Below are 17,783 nucleotides of genomic sequence, written 5' to 3' on the forward strand. Positions count from 1 at the left end.
TGGCACGCGGTGGTGTACCCGCTGGCATAAGTAGTTATCGCGAAATGGAGTGAGCTGCGAGGAATTACCGGGCAGTCGGGAGGCGGTACTGGCCATCCTTGCCGTGCGCTGCCGTTGCACGATTGCCGCGCACGCTGATCATCTGTTGGATATCGATCCAGTCAATGCCCTGAGCCTTGAGCTTGGGCAATTCACGTTCAAGCACTGCCAATGTCTGCGGATACGGATGCCCGATCATCACCGCAGAACCCTGCTTGCGCGCCAGGCTGATAGCCGTCTGCAGCTGAGTGAAGATCTTGGCTTCAGTGGGCTCGTCATCGAGGAAAACATCCCGCGAAACGCTCGCCAGACCGATCTTCTGCGCTTCGGCGGCCGCCACGGTTTGCGCACTGGTGCGGCTGTCGACGAAGAACTTGTGTCGACGCTGCAAGTCCGCCATCAACCAGGCCATGGCCGGTTGCTGAGCGGTCATGCGGCTGCCCATGTGGTTGTTGATGCCAGCGGTATACGGCACAGCCTTGAACGCTGCGTTCAAGCGCTTCTCGAGTTCTTCGACGGGTAACTCGGGATGCCAGGCAAAGGGCCCGGTGGCCGGGTCCATGGGCATGTGCAGGATGACGATCTTGCCGGCGCGATGGGCTTCGCGGGCGAATTCGGTGGCGTGGGGCGTGTCGGGCATGATTGCCGTGGTCACAGGGCCAGGCAGGGCGAGCACACGGCGATCCCGGGGCAGGTTCTGCCCCAGGTCATCGATGATCAGGCTCAGGTAGGCTTTGTGGGGCGTCGATCCGGCGGGCTCTGCGTGAGCAACACCCGCCAGACAACACAACAGACCAATCAGTAACCGCAGAAACATCTCAACGGCCGGATGTGATGCTCAGCCCTTTGAGCAGGCTCAGGGCCTGGGCCAATTGGTAATCATCGTCCTGCGGCATAGGTTTGGCCTTGCCGCTGGCGCCGGTCGGTTTGTCGGCGCCGCCGTTGCCATTGCCCAGGTGACCCTGCAAGTCAGCTTCCTTGAAGTAATCGCTGTCCTGCTCGCTGGTGATCTTGGCCTTGCGTACTTCGATGTCCGGCACGATGCCCTGGGCCTGGATCGAGCGGCCGTTTGGCGTGTAGTACAACGCGGTGGTGATCTTCAGTGCGCGCTCGTTGTTCAGCGGCAGCACGGTTTGCACCGAGCCTTTGCCGAAACTGGTGGTGCCCATCAGCACGGCGCGTTTCTGGTCCTGCAGGGCGCCGGCGACAATTTCCGAAGCCGAGGCGCTACCGCCGTTGATCAGCACGACCATTGGCACGGCTTCGCTTTCGTCCTTGCCGGTGGCAGAGAAACGCAACTCGGAGTTGGCGATGCGGCCCTTGGTGTAAACGATCAGGCCCTTGGTGATGAAGTGGTCGACCACTTCCACCGCCGCCTGCAACACCCCGCCCGGGTTGTTGCGCAGGTCGAGAATGATGCCCTTGAGCTTCTTGCCGTTGTCCTTGCGCAGCTTGGCCAGAGCCTTGGAGACTTCTTCGCCGGTCTTGACCTGGAACTGGGTGATGCGAATGTAGCCGTAGCCCGATTCCAGCAGCTGGCTCTTCACGCTCTTCACCTGGATGACGGCGCGGGACAGGGTCACGTCGAACGGCGTGCCGCCGTCGCGCACCAGGGTCAGGGTGATTTTCTGGCCGATCTTGCCGCGCATCTTGTCGACGGCTTCGGTCATGCTCTGGCCGCGGGTCGGCTGGCCGTTGATCTTGACGATGAAGTCGCCGGCCTGAATGCCGGCCTTGGAGGCCGGAGTGTCATCAATGGGCGACACCACCTTGATGAAGCCGTCTTCGGCACCGACTTCAATGCCCAGGCCGCCGAATTCACCGCTGGTGCTTTCCTGCAGCTCGGCGAAATCTTCAGGGCCGAGGTAGGCCGAATGCGGATCGAGGTTGCTGAGCATGCCCTTGATGGCGTTTTCCAGCAGGGTCTTGTCGTCCACCGGTTCGACATAAGCGGCCTTGATCCGGTCCATCACCTCGGCAAAGGTGCGCAACTCATCCAGCGGCAGTGGCGCCTTGGTGGTCGCAGCAGTGCCCGCAGGCGCAACCGCCGGCGCTGGTTGAGCGGCAAACGCCAGAGGCGCGCCGATCACCAGGGCGATCGTCAGGGCCAGCGAGGTAAGGCGGGACAAATGCAGCATGTCTAACAAACTCCTGAATTAGGTAACGCGCTTATCCTTGCGCGCGGCACCATTGCGCCGGATCACTCGGGTGACCCTGCTGACGAATCGCGAAATACAATGCCGGTGTATCTTGTCCGCCACTGCTACCCACAGTGGAGATGGACTCACCGGCTTTAACCACATCACCCGCAGACTTGAGCAGCGTCTGGTTGTGACCATAAAGACTCAAAAAACCGTTGCCGTGGTCGAGGATCACCAGCAACCCGGCGCCTCGCAGCCAGTCGGCAAACACTACGCGACCACCATGCACCGCATGCACGGTGCTGCCGGCAGACGCGCCGATCATCACGCCATCCCACTTGGTCCGGGCATCGTCGCCACGGCTTTCACCGTAGCGCGCCAGCAGTCGACCATCGACAGGCCAGGGAAGTTTGCCGCGGGTTGACGCAAACGCGCCGCCAAAGGTCTCGCCGGAACTGGAAACCAGTGCGCCAGGTGTCGACCTGACCGGTTTGCGTGGGGCGTCGTCGCCGGCATCTGCCTGCGCCTGGGCCTCACGTAAACGCTTTTTTTCGGCTTCCTGCTGGGCAATCAGCGCTTTTTGTCGCGCTTCTTCTGCCTCACGGGCCTGGCGGGCCAGGGTTTCTTCAATGGTTTTAAGGACTTTAGACAGGTCTGCCTGATCCTGCTCGCGCGCTGCCAGTTTCTGATCGCGAGCCTTTACGTCGTCATTGAGCTTGGCCAGGACTTGCTGGCGCTCCTTGCGGACTTTCTCGAGCTCGTCACGCTGGGTGTCGAGGCTGCTTTGCTGCACCAGCAATTGCGCCTGCTGCATGGCAATGTCTTTCTCGACATTGGACAGTTGGCGCAGGGTTTCGTTGAAACTCTTCAGCTGCTCCAGGCGAGCCTGGCTCAGGTAGTCGTAATAGGTGAGGGTGCGGGCGAATCTTTCCGGATTCTGCTGGTTGAGCAGCAGCTTGAGGTATTCCTGGCGCCCGTTCTGGTAGGCCGCCCGGGCCTGAATGGCGATCAGTCGTTGCTGTTCAATGCGCGCGCTCTGGAGTTTTTTTTTCTCCGCATCGAGGCGCTGCAGCTCGGCTTCGCTTTTCTTCAGCTCTTTTTGCAGGGCGTCGACCTGCTTCTCGAGCTTGCCCATTTCGGTTTCGGTGCCCTTGAGCTCCTTTTGCACACCGGATTTTTCTTCCTGGAGCTTGCCCAGCAGCTTCTTCAGCTCGGCAATGTCCTGACGCGTGGCGTCCAACTGTTGTTGGGTGTCCGCGCGCTCGTCAGCGAAAGCCGGTTGGAGCAGGCAGGTCAGGGCTAGGGCAGTCAGGATGCGGAGCATAGGGGCGGGCGGCACCAGGGAAAGGGACGGCCTAGTATGCCCGCCATGGGCGGCAAAAAAAATGCCCATTTCTGACTGTGTGATGACTGGAGTGAAGTTGCCCCTGAAAACACCCCAAAACCACTGTGGGAGCGAGCCTGTGTGGCGAGGGGGCTTGCCCCCGTTGGGTCGCGAAGCGGCCCCAAAATCTGCAATAGCGGTGTATCAGGTACACCGCATGCAATGGTTTTACGACTGCTACGCAGCCGAACGGGGGCAAGCCCCCTCGCCACACAGGCTCGCTCCCACAGGGTTTAGCGGTGTTTGAGCGGCCGGGTTACACCAGAATCGAAGTCCCGGTCATTTCCTTCGGCTGCTCCAGGCCCAGCAACTTGAGCATGGTCGGCGCCACGTCCGCCAGCACGCCGCCTTCGCGAACTTTCAGATCGCGCTTGCCGACATAGATGAACGGTACCGGCTCGGTGGTGTGCGCAGTGTGCGCCTGGCCGGTGGTTTCATCGGACATTTGCTCGACGTTACCGTGGTCAGCCGTGATCAGCGCTTCGCCACCGACCTTTTCCAGGGCGTCGACGATGCGGCCCACGCACAGGTCCAGGCATTCAACGGCCTTGACCGCCGCTTCGAACACGCCGCTGTGGCCAACCATGTCGCCGTTGGCGTAGTTGACCACGATCACGTCGTAACGCTGGTTTTCGATGGCGTCGACGATGCGGTCGGTGACTTCCGGTGCGCTCATTTCCGGCTGCAAGTCATAGGTGGCGACTTTCGGCGACGGAATCAGGATGCGTTCTTCGCCCGGGAACGGCTCTTCGCGGCCGCCGGAGAAGAAGAAGGTCACGTGGGCGTATTTTTCGGTTTCAGCGATGCGCAGCTGGGTCTTGCCGTTTTTCGCCAGGTAGTCGCCCAGTACGTTTTCCAGGCTGCCGGCAGCGAAAGCCGACGGCGCAGGGATGCTGGCGGCATATTGGGTCAGCATGACGAAACCGGCCAGTTTCGGCTGGCGGGCACGCTCGAACTCACTGAAGTTGTCTTCGACGAACACGCGGGTCAGCTCGCGGGCGCGGTCGGCGCGGAAGTTCATGAACACCACGGCATCGCCGTCTTCGACTTTTACCGGCTCACCGATGGAGGTGGCCTTGACGAATTCGTCGCTCTCGCCACGCTCGTAGGCTGCTTGCAGGCCTTCCTGGGCGGTGGCGGCGTTGAATTCGCCCTGGCCATCGACAATCAGGTTGTAGGCCTGGGACACTCGGTCCCAACGGTTGTCGCGGTCCATGGCGTAGTAGCGGCCGATGATGCTGGCGATCCGGCCTTTGCCCAAGGCCTGGAAGGTCGCGTCGAGCAGTTCGATCGACGATTGCGCGCTTTTCGGCGGGGTGTCGCGGCCGTCGAGGAAGGCGTGCAGGTAGATGTTTTGCGCGCCGCGCTTGAAGGCCAGTTCGGCCATGGCGACCAGGTGATCCTGGTGGCTGTGCACGCCGCCATCGGACAGCAGGCCCATGAAGTGCACGGCTTTGCCGGCGGCGACGGCCTTGTCCACGGCGGCGCAGATGGTCGGGTTCTCGAAGAACTCGCCGTCGCGGATCGATTTGGTGACGCGAGTGAAGTCCTGATACACCACGCGGCCGGCACCCAGGTTCATGTGGCCGACTTCGGAGTTGCCCATCTGGCCGTCTGGCAGGCCGACGTCCATGCCGCTGCCCGAGATCAGGCCGTTCGGCACGGTGGCCCACAGACGGTCGAGTACGGGCTTTTTGGCCGCATAGATGGCGTTGGATTCGGGGCTGTCACTGTGACCGAAGCCGTCGAGAATCATCAGGACCAAAGGTTTAGGCGTGGTAGTCATGGAATCCACTCGTGGCTGAGGTAAAAGAGGTAATGGAAAAAGGGAGTCGCAGTTTAAAGCGAAGTTCCGGCCACGTCACCGCCGGACGGGGTTTGGCCCACCATAGTGGCTGTGTATACTGGCCGACATTTTAACGCCCTGGAACCTCCTTCGATGGTTGCTAACCTGATTCAATTTGCCACTAACCACTACATTCTCGTCGGTATCTTCGTCGTACTGCTGGCGTTGCTGATTGCCTATCAAATGCAGGGCGGCGGCCGTAGCCTGAGCACCGGCGAACTGACCGGGCTGGTCAACAAGGACGCAGGCGTAGTGATCGACATTCGTCCAACCAAGGATTTCGCCGCCGGTCACATTGTCGGCGCGCTGAACATTCCCCAGGACAAACTGACCGCTCGCGTTGGTGAGCTGGAAAAGCACAAGGCCAAAACCATCATCCTGGTCGACGCCATGGGCCAGACCGCCGGCACCCACGCCCGCGAATTGATGAAATCCGGCTTCACCGCCGCCAAGCTGTCCGGTGGTATCTCCAGCTGGAAAGCCGACAATCTGCCGCTGGTGAAGTGATATGAGCAGCGTCGTCGTCTATTCCAGCGATTACTGCCCTTACTGCTCGCGAGCCAAGTACCTGCTCGAGAACAAAGGCGTGGCCTTCGAAGAGATCAAGGTCGATGGCAAGCCGCAGGTGCGCGCTGCGATGGCCCAGAAAGCCGGGCGTACGTCCGTGCCGCAAATCTGGATCGGCAGCACCCACGTGGGCGGATGTGATGATCTGTTTGCCCTGGAGCGCGCCGGCAAGCTCGACGCGTTGCTCAGGGCCTGACGGCAATACCCCAAACAAGCAAACCTAAAAGAACCCTGGATCAAGAAGGATCTGTGATGACTGACCAACAGAACACTGCTGCGAACGAAGAAGAAACTGCACCGCAATTCTCCTTGCAGCGCATTTATGTGCGTGACCTGTCCTTCGAAGCTCCGAAAAGCCCGGCGATCTTCCGCCAGCAGTGGGAGCCGAGCGTCGCACTGGATCTGAACACCCGTCAAAAGACACTGGAATCCGACTTCCACGAAGTCGTGCTGACCTTGTCGGTTACCGTGAAAAACGGTGACGAAGTGGCGTTCATCGCTGAAGTGCAACAGGCCGGGATCTTCCTGATCAAGAACCTGGATGACGCTTCGATGAGCCACACCCTGGGTGCGTTCTGCCCGAACATCCTGTTCCCGTATGCTCGCGAAACCCTGGACAGCCTGGTGACCCGCGGTTCGTTCCCGGCACTGATGCTGGCTCCGGTGAACTTCGATGCGCTGTACGCGCAAGAGCTGCAACGCATGCAGGCTGCTGGCGAGACTCCGACCGTTCAGTAAGCTGCGCTGCTAAACAATCGCGGGCAAGCCCGCTCCCACAGGTTTTGCACAATCCTGTGGGAGCGGGCTTGCCCGCGATTGATTCTGTCAGGCGAAAAAGATCTTTGAGTTACCTGAAACCGTTTTGACGCCACGCTTCGTACACGGCCACCGCGACAGTGTTCGACAGATTCAGGCTGCGGCAGCCCTCGCGCATCGGCAGACGCAGGCGTTGCTCACCGGGCAGGGCGTCCAGTACGTCGGCGGGCAAGCCCCGGCTTTCCGGGCCGAACAGGAACGCATCACCCGGGACGAAGCTGGCATCGTGGAACGGCCGCGAGCCCTTGGTGGTGAAGGCGAACAGCCGTGGATGGCCGAGGCTCTCCAGGCAGCTGGCGAGGTCCGCGTGGCGTTGCAGGGTGGCATACTCGTGGTAATCGAGGCCGGCCCGGCGCAGGCGCTTGTCGTCCATCTCGAAGCCTAGCGGTTCGATCAAATGCAGGTGGCAGCCACTGTTGGCGCACAGCCTGATAACGTTGCCGGTATTCGGCGGAATTTCTGGTTGGAAAAGGATGACGTGAAACATGCACGGCTCCGAAGGCAAAGATGACGCGCATTCTACGCCGCCAGAAGGCGTGCGTTCGAAACTATTCCTGCGGGTAATGGGCTCGCTGGCGATTGTCGGGGTGATGGTCGGGATGATGATCGGTCGCCTGACCACACCGGACCCCAGTCAGTTGCAGCAGGTCGAGGTGACGAACGACGGGCTGGTGGTGTGGTTCAACAACGAACCCAAGACCCACGGCGAGATGGTTGATGGCAGTGTCGCGCTGCTGTTTGGCGCCGAGGGCAAGGCGCAGAAAGGTCAGCTCAAGCTCGGCGGCAAGGACGTGAACTGGCGGGTACGTTTGAGCGATGGGGGGTTGTTGCTGACGCTGGTAGCAGCCCGGCCTCTGCAGGGCCAATGGGCCGGTAGCGAGGTCGATGACCGCTGGCGGCTGGAGATCCATCTCCGGGAGCAATAAAAGAGGGAATCCCCGGCCTGCCTGTACCAAGGTTCCCGAAACGGGAGGCTCGTCGCGAGTGCGGTGTGAGCCTGGTGTAAAGAAGGAACCCCTGACCTGCCTGTATCAAGGGCCCCAAAACGGCTGGGCTCGTCGCGGGTGCGGTGTGAGCCCGATGTAAAGAGGGGAATCCCCGGCCTGCCTGTACCAAGGTCCCCGAAACCGGGTGGGTGAACTGATTCACTTGATAGGGTTATTGCAGGTGGCGTGCCAGGTTTTAACAGTTCGGAACAAAAAATCGCTTTGATGCGCTGAAAGCCCCGGGATTAGGGACTTTCGTGTTTTTTCGAAAGGGATTCGATTGCGAAAGCAGGCGGGGATTCGAAGCTGCTTTTGTGCGCGATTGCGGTTCACGGTGCATTCAGTCGGTGCACTCCGGTCTTTAAAAGCATCGCGGGCAAGCCCGCTCCCACAGGTTCTGCACAATCCTGTGGGAGCGGCGGTGCGGCGATCCGACTTGCCCGCGATTGGATGTAGCTAGCAGCGAAGTACTAAAGGCTGTTTAGCCCTCATCCCCCTCATCATCATCCCCACCATCTACCTTCATCCCCAATTCCTTGATCTTGCGCGTCAGGGTATTGCGCCCCCAGCCCAGCAAAACAGCGGCATCGCGGCGGCGGCCGGCGGTGTGTTTGAGGGCGGTCTCGATCATGATCCGCTCGAAGGCCGGTACGGCGCTGTCGAGCAGGCTCGATTGACCGCGGGCCAAAGCCTGGTCAGCCCACTGGCGCAGGGCCTGCTCCCAGTTGGTGACCGGTGCCGAGTCCTGCGGCAGGCTCAGCAGCTCCGGCGGCAGGTCGCCGATGTGCACTTCGCGACCCGAAGCCATTACCGTGATCCAGCGGCAGGTGTTCTCCAGCTGACGCACGTTGCCGGGCCACGGCAGGTTCTTCAGGTATTCCTCGGTTTCGCTTTTCAGCAGCTTCGGCTCGACCGCCAGCTCCTGGGCGGCGCGGCCGAGGAAGTGCTTGGCCAGGGTCGGGATGTCTTCGCGGCGATCCGACAGGCGCGGGATGTGGATGCGGATCACGTTGAGGCGATGGAACAAGTCCTCACGGAATTTCCCGGCATGCACCAGGGTTTCCAGATTCTGGTGAGTCGCAGCGATGATGCGCACATCGACCTTCACCGGCACATGACCGCCGACGCGGTAGAACTCGCCGTCGGCCAGTACCCGCAGCAAGCGGGTCTGGGTGTCGGCGGGCATGTCACCGATTTCGTCGAGGAACAGCGTACCGCCATCGGCTTGCTCGAAACGCCCGCGACGCAGGTTGGCCGCGCCCGTGAACGCGCCTTTCTCATGACCGAACAGTTCGGATTCCATCAGGTCTTTGGGGATTGCCGCCATGTTCAGCGCAATGAACGGCGAAGCGGCGCGCGGGCTGTGGCGATGCAGCGCGTGGGCCACCAGCTCTTTACCGGTACCCGATTCACCATTGATCAGCACGGTGATGTTGGAGTGGCTCAAGCGCCCGATGGCGCGAAACACTTCCTGCATCGCCGGCGCTTCGCCGATGATTTCCGGGGTACGGGTCAGGGTCGGGGCAACTTCCAGGCCCTGTTGTTCCTGAGCGTGCTGGTTGGCGCGCTTGACCAGGGAAACCGCCTCGTCGACATCGAACGGCTTGGGCAGGTACTCGAAGGCGCCGCCCTGATAGGACGCGACAGCGCTGTCCAGATCCGAGTGCGCGGTCATGATGATCACCGGCAGCCGTGGGTGCTGTTCGCGAATCCGCGCCAGAAGCTCCAGGCCGCTGGCTCCGGGCATGCGGATGTCAGAGATGATCACGTCCGGCTGCTGGCGCGCCAGGCGGCTCATCACGCCATCGGCGCTGTCGAAGCTTTGCGTGGTCATGCCTTCCTGTTGCAAGGCTTTTTCCAGGACCCAACGGATAGAACGGTCGTCATCGACGATCCACACGGTTTCACTACGGCTCATGTCGATGTGGCTCCTTGTTCCAGTGGCAGAAAGATCGAGAAGGTGGTGTGGCCGGGGTGGCTGTCACATTCGATCAGGCCCTGGTGCTGGCTGATGATGTTCTGGGTAATGGCCAGGCCCAGCCCGGTACCGTCCGGACGACCGCTGACCATGGGGAAGAAAATGGTTTCCTGAAGTTCTGTCGGGATGCCCGGACCGTTGTCGATGATCTCGATCTTGGTCACCAGGCGATGGCGCACGTGGCCGATGGTGAACTGGCGCATGGCGCGGGTGCGCAGGCTGATGCGGCCCAGGCGCAGTTCATTCTGGGTGCTGATGGCCTGCATCGCGTTGCGCACGATGTTCAGGACCGCCTGAATCATTTGCTCGCGATCGATCAGGACGTCGGGAATGCTTGGATCGTAGTCGCGCACCAAGGTGATGCAGCCCTGGCTTTCGGCCTCCACCAGATGGCAGACACGCTCAAGCACTTCATGGACATTGCACATGGCCAGCGACGGCAGCTTGTTGGAGCCGAGCATGCGGTCCACCAGGTTACGCAGGCGGTCGGCTTCTTCGATGATGACGTTGGTGTAGTCGCGCAGGCTTTCTTCCGGCAGTTCCCGGGCCAGCAATTGTGCCGCGCCGCGAATCCCGCCCAAGGGGTTCTTGATTTCATGGGCAAGGCCGCGCACCAGCATCTTGCTGGTTTCCTGCTTCGACAGCTGTGCCTCTTCCTTGGTGATCCGCAGCAGGCGGTCTCGGGGGTGGACTTCGAGCAGCAGCATGGTGTCGCCGTTGCTCAGGATCGGCGTTACCGCGTAATCGACGGTCAGGGTCTGGCCGGTGAGGGCGGTGAGCATGGCTTCGCGCTTGGTGAACGGGTGCGCTTGCTCGACGGCCTGGCGCAACGAGTTCAGCGCCTCGGTCGATTCGGTAAACAACTCACTGATGAACTGCCCATGGCTGCGCTGACCGCTGATGGCCAGCAGCATCTCCGCCGCCGGGTTCATGTACTCGAGGCGCAGTTCGGCGTCGAGCAGGATGGTGGCAGTGGTGAGGTTGTCGAGTAGCAAACGGTGGAGTGCGTCGCTAATGGTCATCGGGACCTCTTTTAGGGCAGAGCATGCGCAAAAAAAACGCTGGTACGGGCAAAATGCAAAAACCAAACCAAGGCTCCGAAAAGAAGCGCTCAAGGCCTGAAACAGGCGTTTGACGCTCGTTTGCGTGGCGTTCTGCCAGCTTTCGCGGGTACTTTCGAACCAAAATGGGTTGGAATGTGAGTACGGTGCAAGCTATTGCACCAATATAGTGCGCAAAGCTGAGCGAGGTTAGAAAGTCTCGGGAATGCGGGCAGCGCGATGAAGCAGACGCTCAGCAGTCAGGCCTTCAGCGCGTGTGCACTCGTTGCACGGTGAAGGTCGCGGTGGGGCTCTGTTGTACAACATTTTCGCCATCGATCACTTGCACGGCGAGGCGGTGTTCGCCGCGATCGATGTTCACCAGTTGCAGGGTCGGCACGTTGCCTGGCTGGCCGTAGGGCTGACCGTCCAGCAGCAGGCGCAACAGGTGGGGGCCTTGCAGGCGGGGCTGGATCAGTACTGTTACGGTGAACGTGCCGTTGTTGGCGCGCAGGGCTTCTGTGGTGGGCAGGCCTGTCAGCTCCAGCGCTTCATAGGCTTTGTGGGGTTCTTCTTTACGACCGGTCTCAGTGGCAGGTGCGACTTCGCCGGCAGGCTGGCGCTCGACGCTGTTGAGGGGCGGCAATTCGACCGGTTGGGCACTGACGCCGTCAGGCGGTTGATTGCTGTACGCGGTAGCGCCGTTGGCGTCCGTGTACTTGTAGATCTGCGCAGTGGCGGGCAGAACAATCAGCAGCAGAATGAAGAGAAAACCACGAGCCATGGAATCGACCGGAAACGAAAGCATTGGGTTGCAGCATAGGCCAGGCGTAGCGTTTTTCCCAAGCCGTTAACATTTTGGCGTGAATCACCGAGATCTCCTGAGCACAGAAAACCCCTTGTGGGAGCGGCGGTTGTTCATCGAATGGCAAATCGTGGGCAATAAAAAGGCCTCCACGAAGGAGGCCTCTTTTTGTCACGCCGCGTGCCGCGGCGCTACCGGATCAGCAGCTGTAGTACAGCTCGTATTCCAGTGGGTGTACGAAGGTACGTACCTTGATTTCTTCTTCGCTTTTCAGGGCGATGTAAGCGTCGATGAAGTCGTCGCTGAAAACGCCGCCTTTGGTCAGGAACGCACGACCTTTGTCCAGCTCTTCCAGGGCTTCTTTCAGGCTGCCGCAAACCTGTGGGATCTCTTTGGCCTCTTCAGGCGGCAGGTCGTACAGGTTTTTGTCAGCTGCGTCGCCAGGGTGGATCTTGTTCTGGATGCCGTCCAGGCCAGCCATCAACAGTGCGGCGAAGCACAGGTACGGGTTGGCAGCCGGATCCGGGAAGCGTGCTTCGATACGGCGGGCTTTCGGGCTCGACACGTAAGGAATACGGATCGAAGCGGAACGGTTACGAGCCGAGTAGGCCAGCATTACCGGAGCTTCGAAGCCTGGAACCAGACGCTTGTAGGAGTTGGTCGCCGGGTTGGTGAAGCCGTTCAGGGCCTTACCGTGCTTGATGATGCCGCCGATGAAGTACAGGGCGGTGTCGGACAGGCCGGCATAGCCTTCGCCTGCGAAGGTGTTCTTGCCATCTTTCCAGATGGACATGTGTACGTGCATACCCGAGCCGTTGTCGCCGTACAGAGGCTTAGGCATGAAGGTAGCGGTACGGCCGTAGGCATCGGCTACGTTGTGCACGACGTACTTCAGGGTTTGGGTTTCGTCGGCTTTCTTCACCAGGGTGTTGAACTTGACGCCGATTTCGTTCTGGCCGGCAGTCGCCACTTCGTGGTGGTGAACTTCGACGGTCAGGCCCATTTCTTCCAGTGCGTTGCACATGGAGGTACGGATTTCGTGGTCGTGGTCGAACGGCGGAACCGGGAAGTAGCCGCCTTTGACGCCTGGACGGTGGCCTTTGTTGCCGCCTTCGATGTCCTGGTCGGACATCCACGAACCTTGTTCAGAGTAGATCTTGAACATGGAACCGGAAATGTCGGACTTGAACTTCACTTGGTCGAAGATGAAGAACTCTGGCTCTGGACCGGCGTATACGGTGTCACCGATAGCGGTGGCCTTCAGGTACTCTTCGGCGCGCTTGGCGATCGCACGTGGGTCGCGGTCGTAGCCTTGCATGCTCGAAGGCTCGATGATGTCGCAGACCAGGATCAGGGTCGGTTCTTCGGTGAACGGATCCAGGACAGCGGTGGAGTCGTCCGGCATCAGGATCATGTCGGAGGCTTCGATGCCTTTCCAGCCAGCGATGGAGGAACCGTCGAACATTTTGCCGACTTCGAAGAAGTCGTCATCCAGCGCATCGCGAGCCGGCATGGTCACGTGGTGCTGAGTGCCTTTGGTGTCCGTGAAGCGCAGATCAATCCACTTGACGTCATGATCTTTGATGAGTTGAACCGACTTCGACATAGTGTCCTCCGGGTGGCTTCGGGCTAGTAATGGATGCCCTTAAATGTGGGTGATGCCGGCGCGAATACTCTGCCAAGGCAACCTGCCTCACAAGGGAGCAAATTGCATGCCAGTGCCCCAGCATGGGTTTTTTGCCCCAAAAACACGCTTGCGGAGGCATATTGCGCTTTAAAGCAGAAAATCTCGCCCTGTAATGTGGCGTCATCTCCAGCAAATGACCTGTTTTGGTGCGCACGAAACCTTCTGCACATTAACTGGTTAAACCTTGAGCAATTTCCGCTATAATCCGCGCCCCCCTTTTTCGGCAGGCCATGCGCGCGCTGTTTCCATGAAATTAATCGTAAAAGTCTTCCCCGAGATCACCATCAAGAGTCGACCTGTCCGGACGAAATTTATCCGCCAGTTGGCCAAAAACATCCGCGCCGTGCTCCGCGATCTGGACCCGGCCGTGGTGGTGAACGGCGTGTGGGACAATCTCGAGCTGGAAACCCGCGTCACCGACCCGAAAGCCTTGAAAGAGATGGGCGAGCGCCTGACCTGCATGCCGGGCATCGCGCACTTTCTGCAGATCGACGAGTACCCGCTGGGCGACTTCGACGACATCACCGAAAAGTGCAGGCAGCACTACGGCGATGCGCTGGCCGGGAAGATTTTCTCGGTGCGCTGCAAGCGTGCGGGCAAGCACCCGTTCAGCTCGATGGACGTTGAAAAATACGTCGGCAGCAAGCTGCGTCGCGAGTGCGGCGCAGCCGGGATCGACCTGAAAGCGCCGGAAATCGAAGTCCGGATCGAAGTTCGCGACCAACGGTTGTTCGTGATCCACAGCCAGCACAACGGCATCGGCGGATATCCGCTGGGCGCGCTGGAGCAGACCCTGGTGCTGATGTCCGGTGGCTTCGACTCCACCGTGGCGGCCTACCAGATCATGCGCCGAGGCCTGATGGCGCACTTCTGCTTCTTCAATCTGGGCGGACGGGCCCACGAACTGGGCGTCATGGAGGTCGCGCATTTCATCTGGAAGAAGTACGGCAGCTCCCAACGCGTGCTATTTGTCAGTGTGCCGTTCGAAGAAGTGCTGGGCGAAATTCTCGGTAAAGTCGATAACAGTCATATGGGCGTAGTATTGAAGCGTATGATGTTGCGCGCTTCGTCCCAAATTGCCGATCGACTGCACATCGACGCGCTGGTCACCGGTGAGGCGATCTCCCAGGTGTCGAGCCAGACGCTGCCGAACCTGTCAGTGATCGATTGCGTGACCGACAAGCTGGTGTTGCGTCCGCTGATCGCGAGTCACAAGCAGGACATCATCGACCTGGCCAACGAAATCGGTACCGCCGATTTCGCCCGGCACATGCCGGAATACTGCGGCGTCATCTCGGTCAATCCGAAGACCGCGGCCAAGCGCTATCGCGTCGAGCATGAAGAGAAAGAATTCGATATGGCGGTACTCGAGCGTGCGCTCGAAAACGCCAAGCTGGTGCCGATCGATCGCGTGATCGACGAATTGGGCCAGGACTTGCAGATTGAAGAAGTCAGCGAAGCGCTGGCCGGTCAGATCGTCATCGACATCCGTCATCCGGATGCCGCTGAAGACGACCCGCTGGACCTCGCTGGCATCGAGGTACAAACGATGCCGTTTTATGCAGTGAACGCTCGTTTCAAGGAACTGGACCCTACTCGCCAGTACCTGCTGTATTGCGACAAAGGCGTGATGAGTCGCCTGCATGCCCACCATTTGCTCAGTGAGGGGCATGCCAATGTGCGCGTTTATCGACCGAGCTAAGTGCCCGGGGCTGTTTGCCTGTGGCCTGCGTCACCGGCCCCCCGATGCCACCGTCAAGCTGTAACGGCTTTCACGGACGCTACTGTTAATCGCTGCCAAGACTTGTCAGCACACCGAATCCTCTGATCGAGATACACAAGTGATCGAAAATCTACGCAACATCGCCATCATTGCCCACGTTGACCATGGTAAGACCACCCTGGTAGACAAACTCCTGCGTCAATCCGGCACCCTGGAGCGCAACGAGCTCAACGACGAGCGCGTGATGGACTCCAACGACCAGGAAAAAGAGCGCGGTATTACCATTCTGGCGAAAAACACCGCCATCAACTGGAACGGCTACCACATCAACATCGTGGATACCCCGGGCCACGCCGACTTCGGCGGCGAAGTTGAACGCGTAATGTCGATGGTCGACTCGGTTCTGCTGCTGGTTGACGCTCAAGACGGCCCTATGCCGCAAACCCGTTTCGTGACCAAGAAGGCTTTCGAAGCCGGCCTGCGTCCAATCGTGGTCATCAACAAGGTTGACCGTCCAGGCGCGCGTCCGGACTGGGTTCTGGACCAGATCTTCGACCTGTTCGACAACCTCGGTGCCACTGAAGAACAGCTGGACTTCAAAGTCGTCTACGCCTCGGCCCTGAACGGTATTGCCGGTCTGGAACACACCGACATGGCTGAAGACATGACCCCGCTGTACCAGTCGATCGTCGACAACGTACCAGCGCCGAAAGTCGACCGTGACGGTCCGTTCCAGATGCAGATCTCCGCACTGGACTACAACAGCTTCCTGGGTGTGATCGGCGTTGGCCGTATCGCTCGCGGTCGTGTCAAGCCGAACACCCCGGTCGTGGCTATCGACGCTGACGGCAAGAAGCGCAACGGTCGTATCTTGAAGCTGATGGGTCACCACGGTCTGCACCGCATTGACGTTGAAGAAGCTTTGGCTGGCGACATCGTCTGCATCAGTGGCTTCGACCAGCTGTTCATCTCCGACACCCTGTGCGACCCACTGAACGTCGAAGCGATGAAGCCGCTGACCGTTGACGAACCAACCGTTTCCATGACCTTCCAGGTAAACGACTCGCCTTTCTGCGGTAAAGAAGGCAAGTTCGTGACCAGCCGTAACATCAAGGAACGTCTGGACAAGGAACTGCTGTTCAACGTTGCTCTGCGCGTTGAAGAAGGCGACACCGCCGACAAGTTCAAAGTCTCCGGCCGTGGTGAGCTGCACCTCTCGGTACTGATCGAAACCATGCGTCGCGAAGGCTTCGAAATGGGTGTTGGTCGTCCGGAAGTGATCATCCGTATGGTTGATGGCGTCAAGCACGAACCGTACGAAAACGTGACCATCGACCTGCCGGAAGAATCCCAGGGCGCGATCATGGAACAGATCGGTATCCGTAAAGGCGACCTGACCAACATGGTTCCGGATGGCAAGGGCCGTGTGCGCCTTGAGTACAACATTCCGGCCCGTGGTCTGATCGGTTTCCGTAACGAGTTCCTGACCCTGACCTCCGGTGCAGGCATCCTGACCTCGATCTTCGACCGTTACGACACCATGAAGTCCGGTGACATGTCCGGCCGTCAGAACGGCGTGCTGGTATCGGTCGCTACCGGTAAGGCACTGACCTACTCGCTGGAAACCCTGCAGTCGCGTGGCAAGCTGTTCATCGAACACGGCCAGGACATCTATGAAGGTCAAATCGTTGGTCTGAACAGCCGCGACAACGACCTGGGTGTTAACCCAACCAAAGGCAAGAAGCTCGACAACATGCGTGCTTCGGGTAAAGACGAAACCATCGCTCTGGTTCCGCCTGTACGCTTCACTCTGGAGCAAGCTCTGGAATTCGTACAAGAAGACGAGCTGTGTGAAGTCACGCCTAAGTCCATCCGTCTTCGCAAGAAGATCCTGGGCGAAAGCGAGCGTACCCGCGCTGCCAAGAAGTCCGGTAACTAAGTCATTTAGTTAGCTGACAAAAAAAACGCCCCCGACCGCAAGGTCGGGGGCGTTTTTGTGCGTGCGGGGTTTATGTGGTGTTTGTGCGGGCCCCTTCGCGAGCCCGCTCGCGAAGGCGGCCGATCAGCCGCCGCCGAAATCAGGAAATATCAGAACCGCTCAATCGCCCGCGAACTCCGCTCGCGTTCCACTTCCTTGGGCTTGTACGCGCAATACCCCGGCCGCGGGCCGATTTTCGGGTGATTGCGGCAGGTATCCGGGCGCTTTTCATAAATAGTGCACAGACGGCTCTTACGATCCAGGTAGTAGCAATCGTTGTTGCTCATGCGCTGGAGGGTAAAGATTCCTGACTTCTGGTTGAAGCGCTCGACCAGGCCTTCCTTTTGCAGGCGCTTGGCGATGTTCTTCGGCGGATCACCCAGCTCGAATTCATCGACCACGCCGATGCGGACCAGATCCTTGATCTTGACCTCGACGGGCAGGGTGCAGCAACTGGACATGCACGAGCCGCACATCGGGGCAGAGTACTTGGCCCAGGTATCGAGGCGGTCGATCTCTGCGGCAGCGATCAGGTTCGGCTTCATCATCGGTTGTTACCAGCGTGTGCATCAGGGCGCGCGATCATACCGGGACTGGTGGATTTTTGAACAACCTTTCGCCAGTTTTTTTCACAGACGGCGCAAACAACCGGAAAATAGGCACGAGCCCTGCATTGATTCAGGCACAAGACAACGCAATGTCGATCCAGCTCGCATTCAAAGGAAAAACTGCCGAACCAGAGCCTCTACCGCCTGTCAGACCGTCTAGGCTCAGACAACTCCAAGCTCGCTCG

General features: G+C 59.7%; 16 protein-coding genes. 6 read left to right on the forward strand and 10 right to left on the reverse strand.

The annotated features are described in order from the left end of the window. Window positions 1–64 precede the first annotated feature (64 nt). The 4 genes from AC3IX1_RS01710 to gpmI form a co-directional block, all read right to left on the reverse strand. Window positions 65–856, reverse strand: a complete 792-nt coding sequence (locus tag AC3IX1_RS01710; RefSeq protein ID WP_489386888.1) for a divergent polysaccharide deacetylase family protein — start codon at window positions 854–856, stop codon at window positions 65–67. A 1-nt stretch (window position 857) separates the two neighbouring features. Further along, complete coding sequence (locus tag AC3IX1_RS01715; protein ID WP_489386889.1) at window positions 858–2,177, reverse strand: S41 family peptidase; 1,320 nt, start codon at window positions 2,175–2,177, stop codon at window positions 858–860. 31 nt (window positions 2,178–2,208) lie between these two features. Next, complete coding sequence (locus AC3IX1_RS01720) at window positions 2,209–3,504, reverse strand: murein hydrolase activator EnvC family protein (protein ID WP_489386890.1); 1,296 nt, start codon at window positions 3,502–3,504, stop codon at window positions 2,209–2,211. A gap of 316 nt (window positions 3,505–3,820) precedes the next feature. Then, window positions 3,821–5,350: a 2,3-bisphosphoglycerate-independent phosphoglycerate mutase gene (gene gpmI / locus AC3IX1_RS01725; protein WP_489386891.1), complete on the reverse strand. Its 1,530-nt coding sequence runs from the start codon at window positions 5,348–5,350 to the stop codon at window positions 3,821–3,823. 153 nt (window positions 5,351–5,503) lie between these two features. On the opposite strand from gpmI, the gene AC3IX1_RS01730 reads away from it, so the two are divergent. From AC3IX1_RS01730 to secB, 3 genes are read left to right on the forward strand one after another with little or no spacing between them, the layout of a single operon-like run. After that, complete coding sequence (locus AC3IX1_RS01730; protein ID WP_008047735.1) at window positions 5,504–5,917, forward strand: rhodanese-like domain-containing protein; 414 nt, start codon at window positions 5,504–5,506, stop codon at window positions 5,915–5,917. Between the two features lies 1 nt (window position 5,918). Further along, window positions 5,919–6,173, forward strand: coding sequence for a glutaredoxin 3 (gene grxC, locus AC3IX1_RS01735; RefSeq protein WP_008047737.1), 255 nt, complete (start codon window positions 5,919–5,921; stop codon window positions 6,171–6,173). Window positions 6,174–6,229: 56 nt separating this feature from the next. Then, window positions 6,230–6,715, forward strand: a complete 486-nt coding sequence (secB, locus tag AC3IX1_RS01740) for a protein-export chaperone SecB (protein ID WP_007972740.1) — start codon at window positions 6,230–6,232, stop codon at window positions 6,713–6,715. 109 nt (window positions 6,716–6,824) lie between these two features. On the opposite strand, the gene AC3IX1_RS01745 is transcribed toward secB, so the two are convergent. Next, on the reverse strand, window positions 6,825–7,280 hold the full coding sequence (locus AC3IX1_RS01745; RefSeq protein WP_489386892.1) for a tRNA (cytidine(34)-2'-O)-methyltransferase: 456 nt from the start codon (window positions 7,278–7,280) through the stop codon (window positions 6,825–6,827). Between AC3IX1_RS01745 and AC3IX1_RS01750 the strand changes: the two genes are divergently transcribed. Continuing rightward, window positions 7,279–7,719, forward strand: coding sequence for a hypothetical protein (locus tag AC3IX1_RS01750; RefSeq protein WP_056725789.1), 441 nt, complete (start codon window positions 7,279–7,281; stop codon window positions 7,717–7,719). The genes AC3IX1_RS01745 and AC3IX1_RS01750 overlap by 2 nt on opposite strands. Before the next feature lie 541 nt (window positions 7,720–8,260). Here the strand turns inward: AC3IX1_RS01750 and ntrC are convergent. The 4 genes from ntrC to glnA form a co-directional block, all read right to left on the reverse strand. Next, complete coding sequence (gene ntrC / locus AC3IX1_RS01755) at window positions 8,261–9,697, reverse strand: nitrogen regulation protein NR(I) (RefSeq protein WP_046040882.1); 1,437 nt, start codon at window positions 9,695–9,697, stop codon at window positions 8,261–8,263. Next, window positions 9,694–10,779, reverse strand: a complete 1,086-nt coding sequence (gene glnL / locus AC3IX1_RS01760; protein WP_489386893.1) for a nitrogen regulation protein NR(II) — start codon at window positions 10,777–10,779, stop codon at window positions 9,694–9,696. The genes ntrC and glnL overlap by 4 nt, the downstream gene beginning before the upstream one ends. 286 nt (window positions 10,780–11,065) lie before the next feature. Beyond that, a complete protein-coding gene (locus tag AC3IX1_RS01765; RefSeq protein ID WP_489386894.1) occupies window positions 11,066–11,581 on the reverse strand; it encodes a DUF4124 domain-containing protein in 516 nt (171 codons plus the stop codon). 220 nt (window positions 11,582–11,801) lie between these two features. Further along, window positions 11,802–13,208 carry a glutamate--ammonia ligase gene (glnA, locus tag AC3IX1_RS01770; RefSeq protein WP_110660758.1) on the reverse strand — a complete coding sequence of 469 codons (1,407 nt, stop codon included), beginning with the start codon at window positions 13,206–13,208 and terminating at the stop codon, window positions 11,802–11,804. A 328-nt stretch (window positions 13,209–13,536) separates the two neighbouring features. Here glnA and thiI point away from each other — a divergent pair, with 328 nt between their 5' ends. Continuing rightward, window positions 13,537–14,991 (forward strand): tRNA uracil 4-sulfurtransferase ThiI, encoded by a 1,455-nt coding sequence (gene thiI, locus AC3IX1_RS01775; RefSeq protein ID WP_489386895.1) that lies wholly within the window; start codon window positions 13,537–13,539, stop codon window positions 14,989–14,991. Window positions 14,992–15,130: 139 nt separating this feature from the next. Then, window positions 15,131–16,951 carry a translational GTPase TypA gene (gene typA / locus AC3IX1_RS01780; RefSeq protein ID WP_489386896.1) on the forward strand — a complete coding sequence of 607 codons (1,821 nt, stop codon included), beginning with the start codon at window positions 15,131–15,133 and terminating at the stop codon, window positions 16,949–16,951. A 149-nt stretch (window positions 16,952–17,100) separates the two neighbouring features. Here typA and AC3IX1_RS01785 read toward each other — a convergent pair whose 3' ends face one another. After that, window positions 17,101–17,538, reverse strand: a complete 438-nt coding sequence (locus tag AC3IX1_RS01785; protein ID WP_095942315.1) for a YkgJ family cysteine cluster protein — start codon at window positions 17,536–17,538, stop codon at window positions 17,101–17,103. Between the last annotated feature and the right edge of the window lie 245 nt (window positions 17,539–17,783).

The sequence above is a fragment of the Pseudomonas sp. KH_046_2 genome (genome assembly GCF_057838985.1).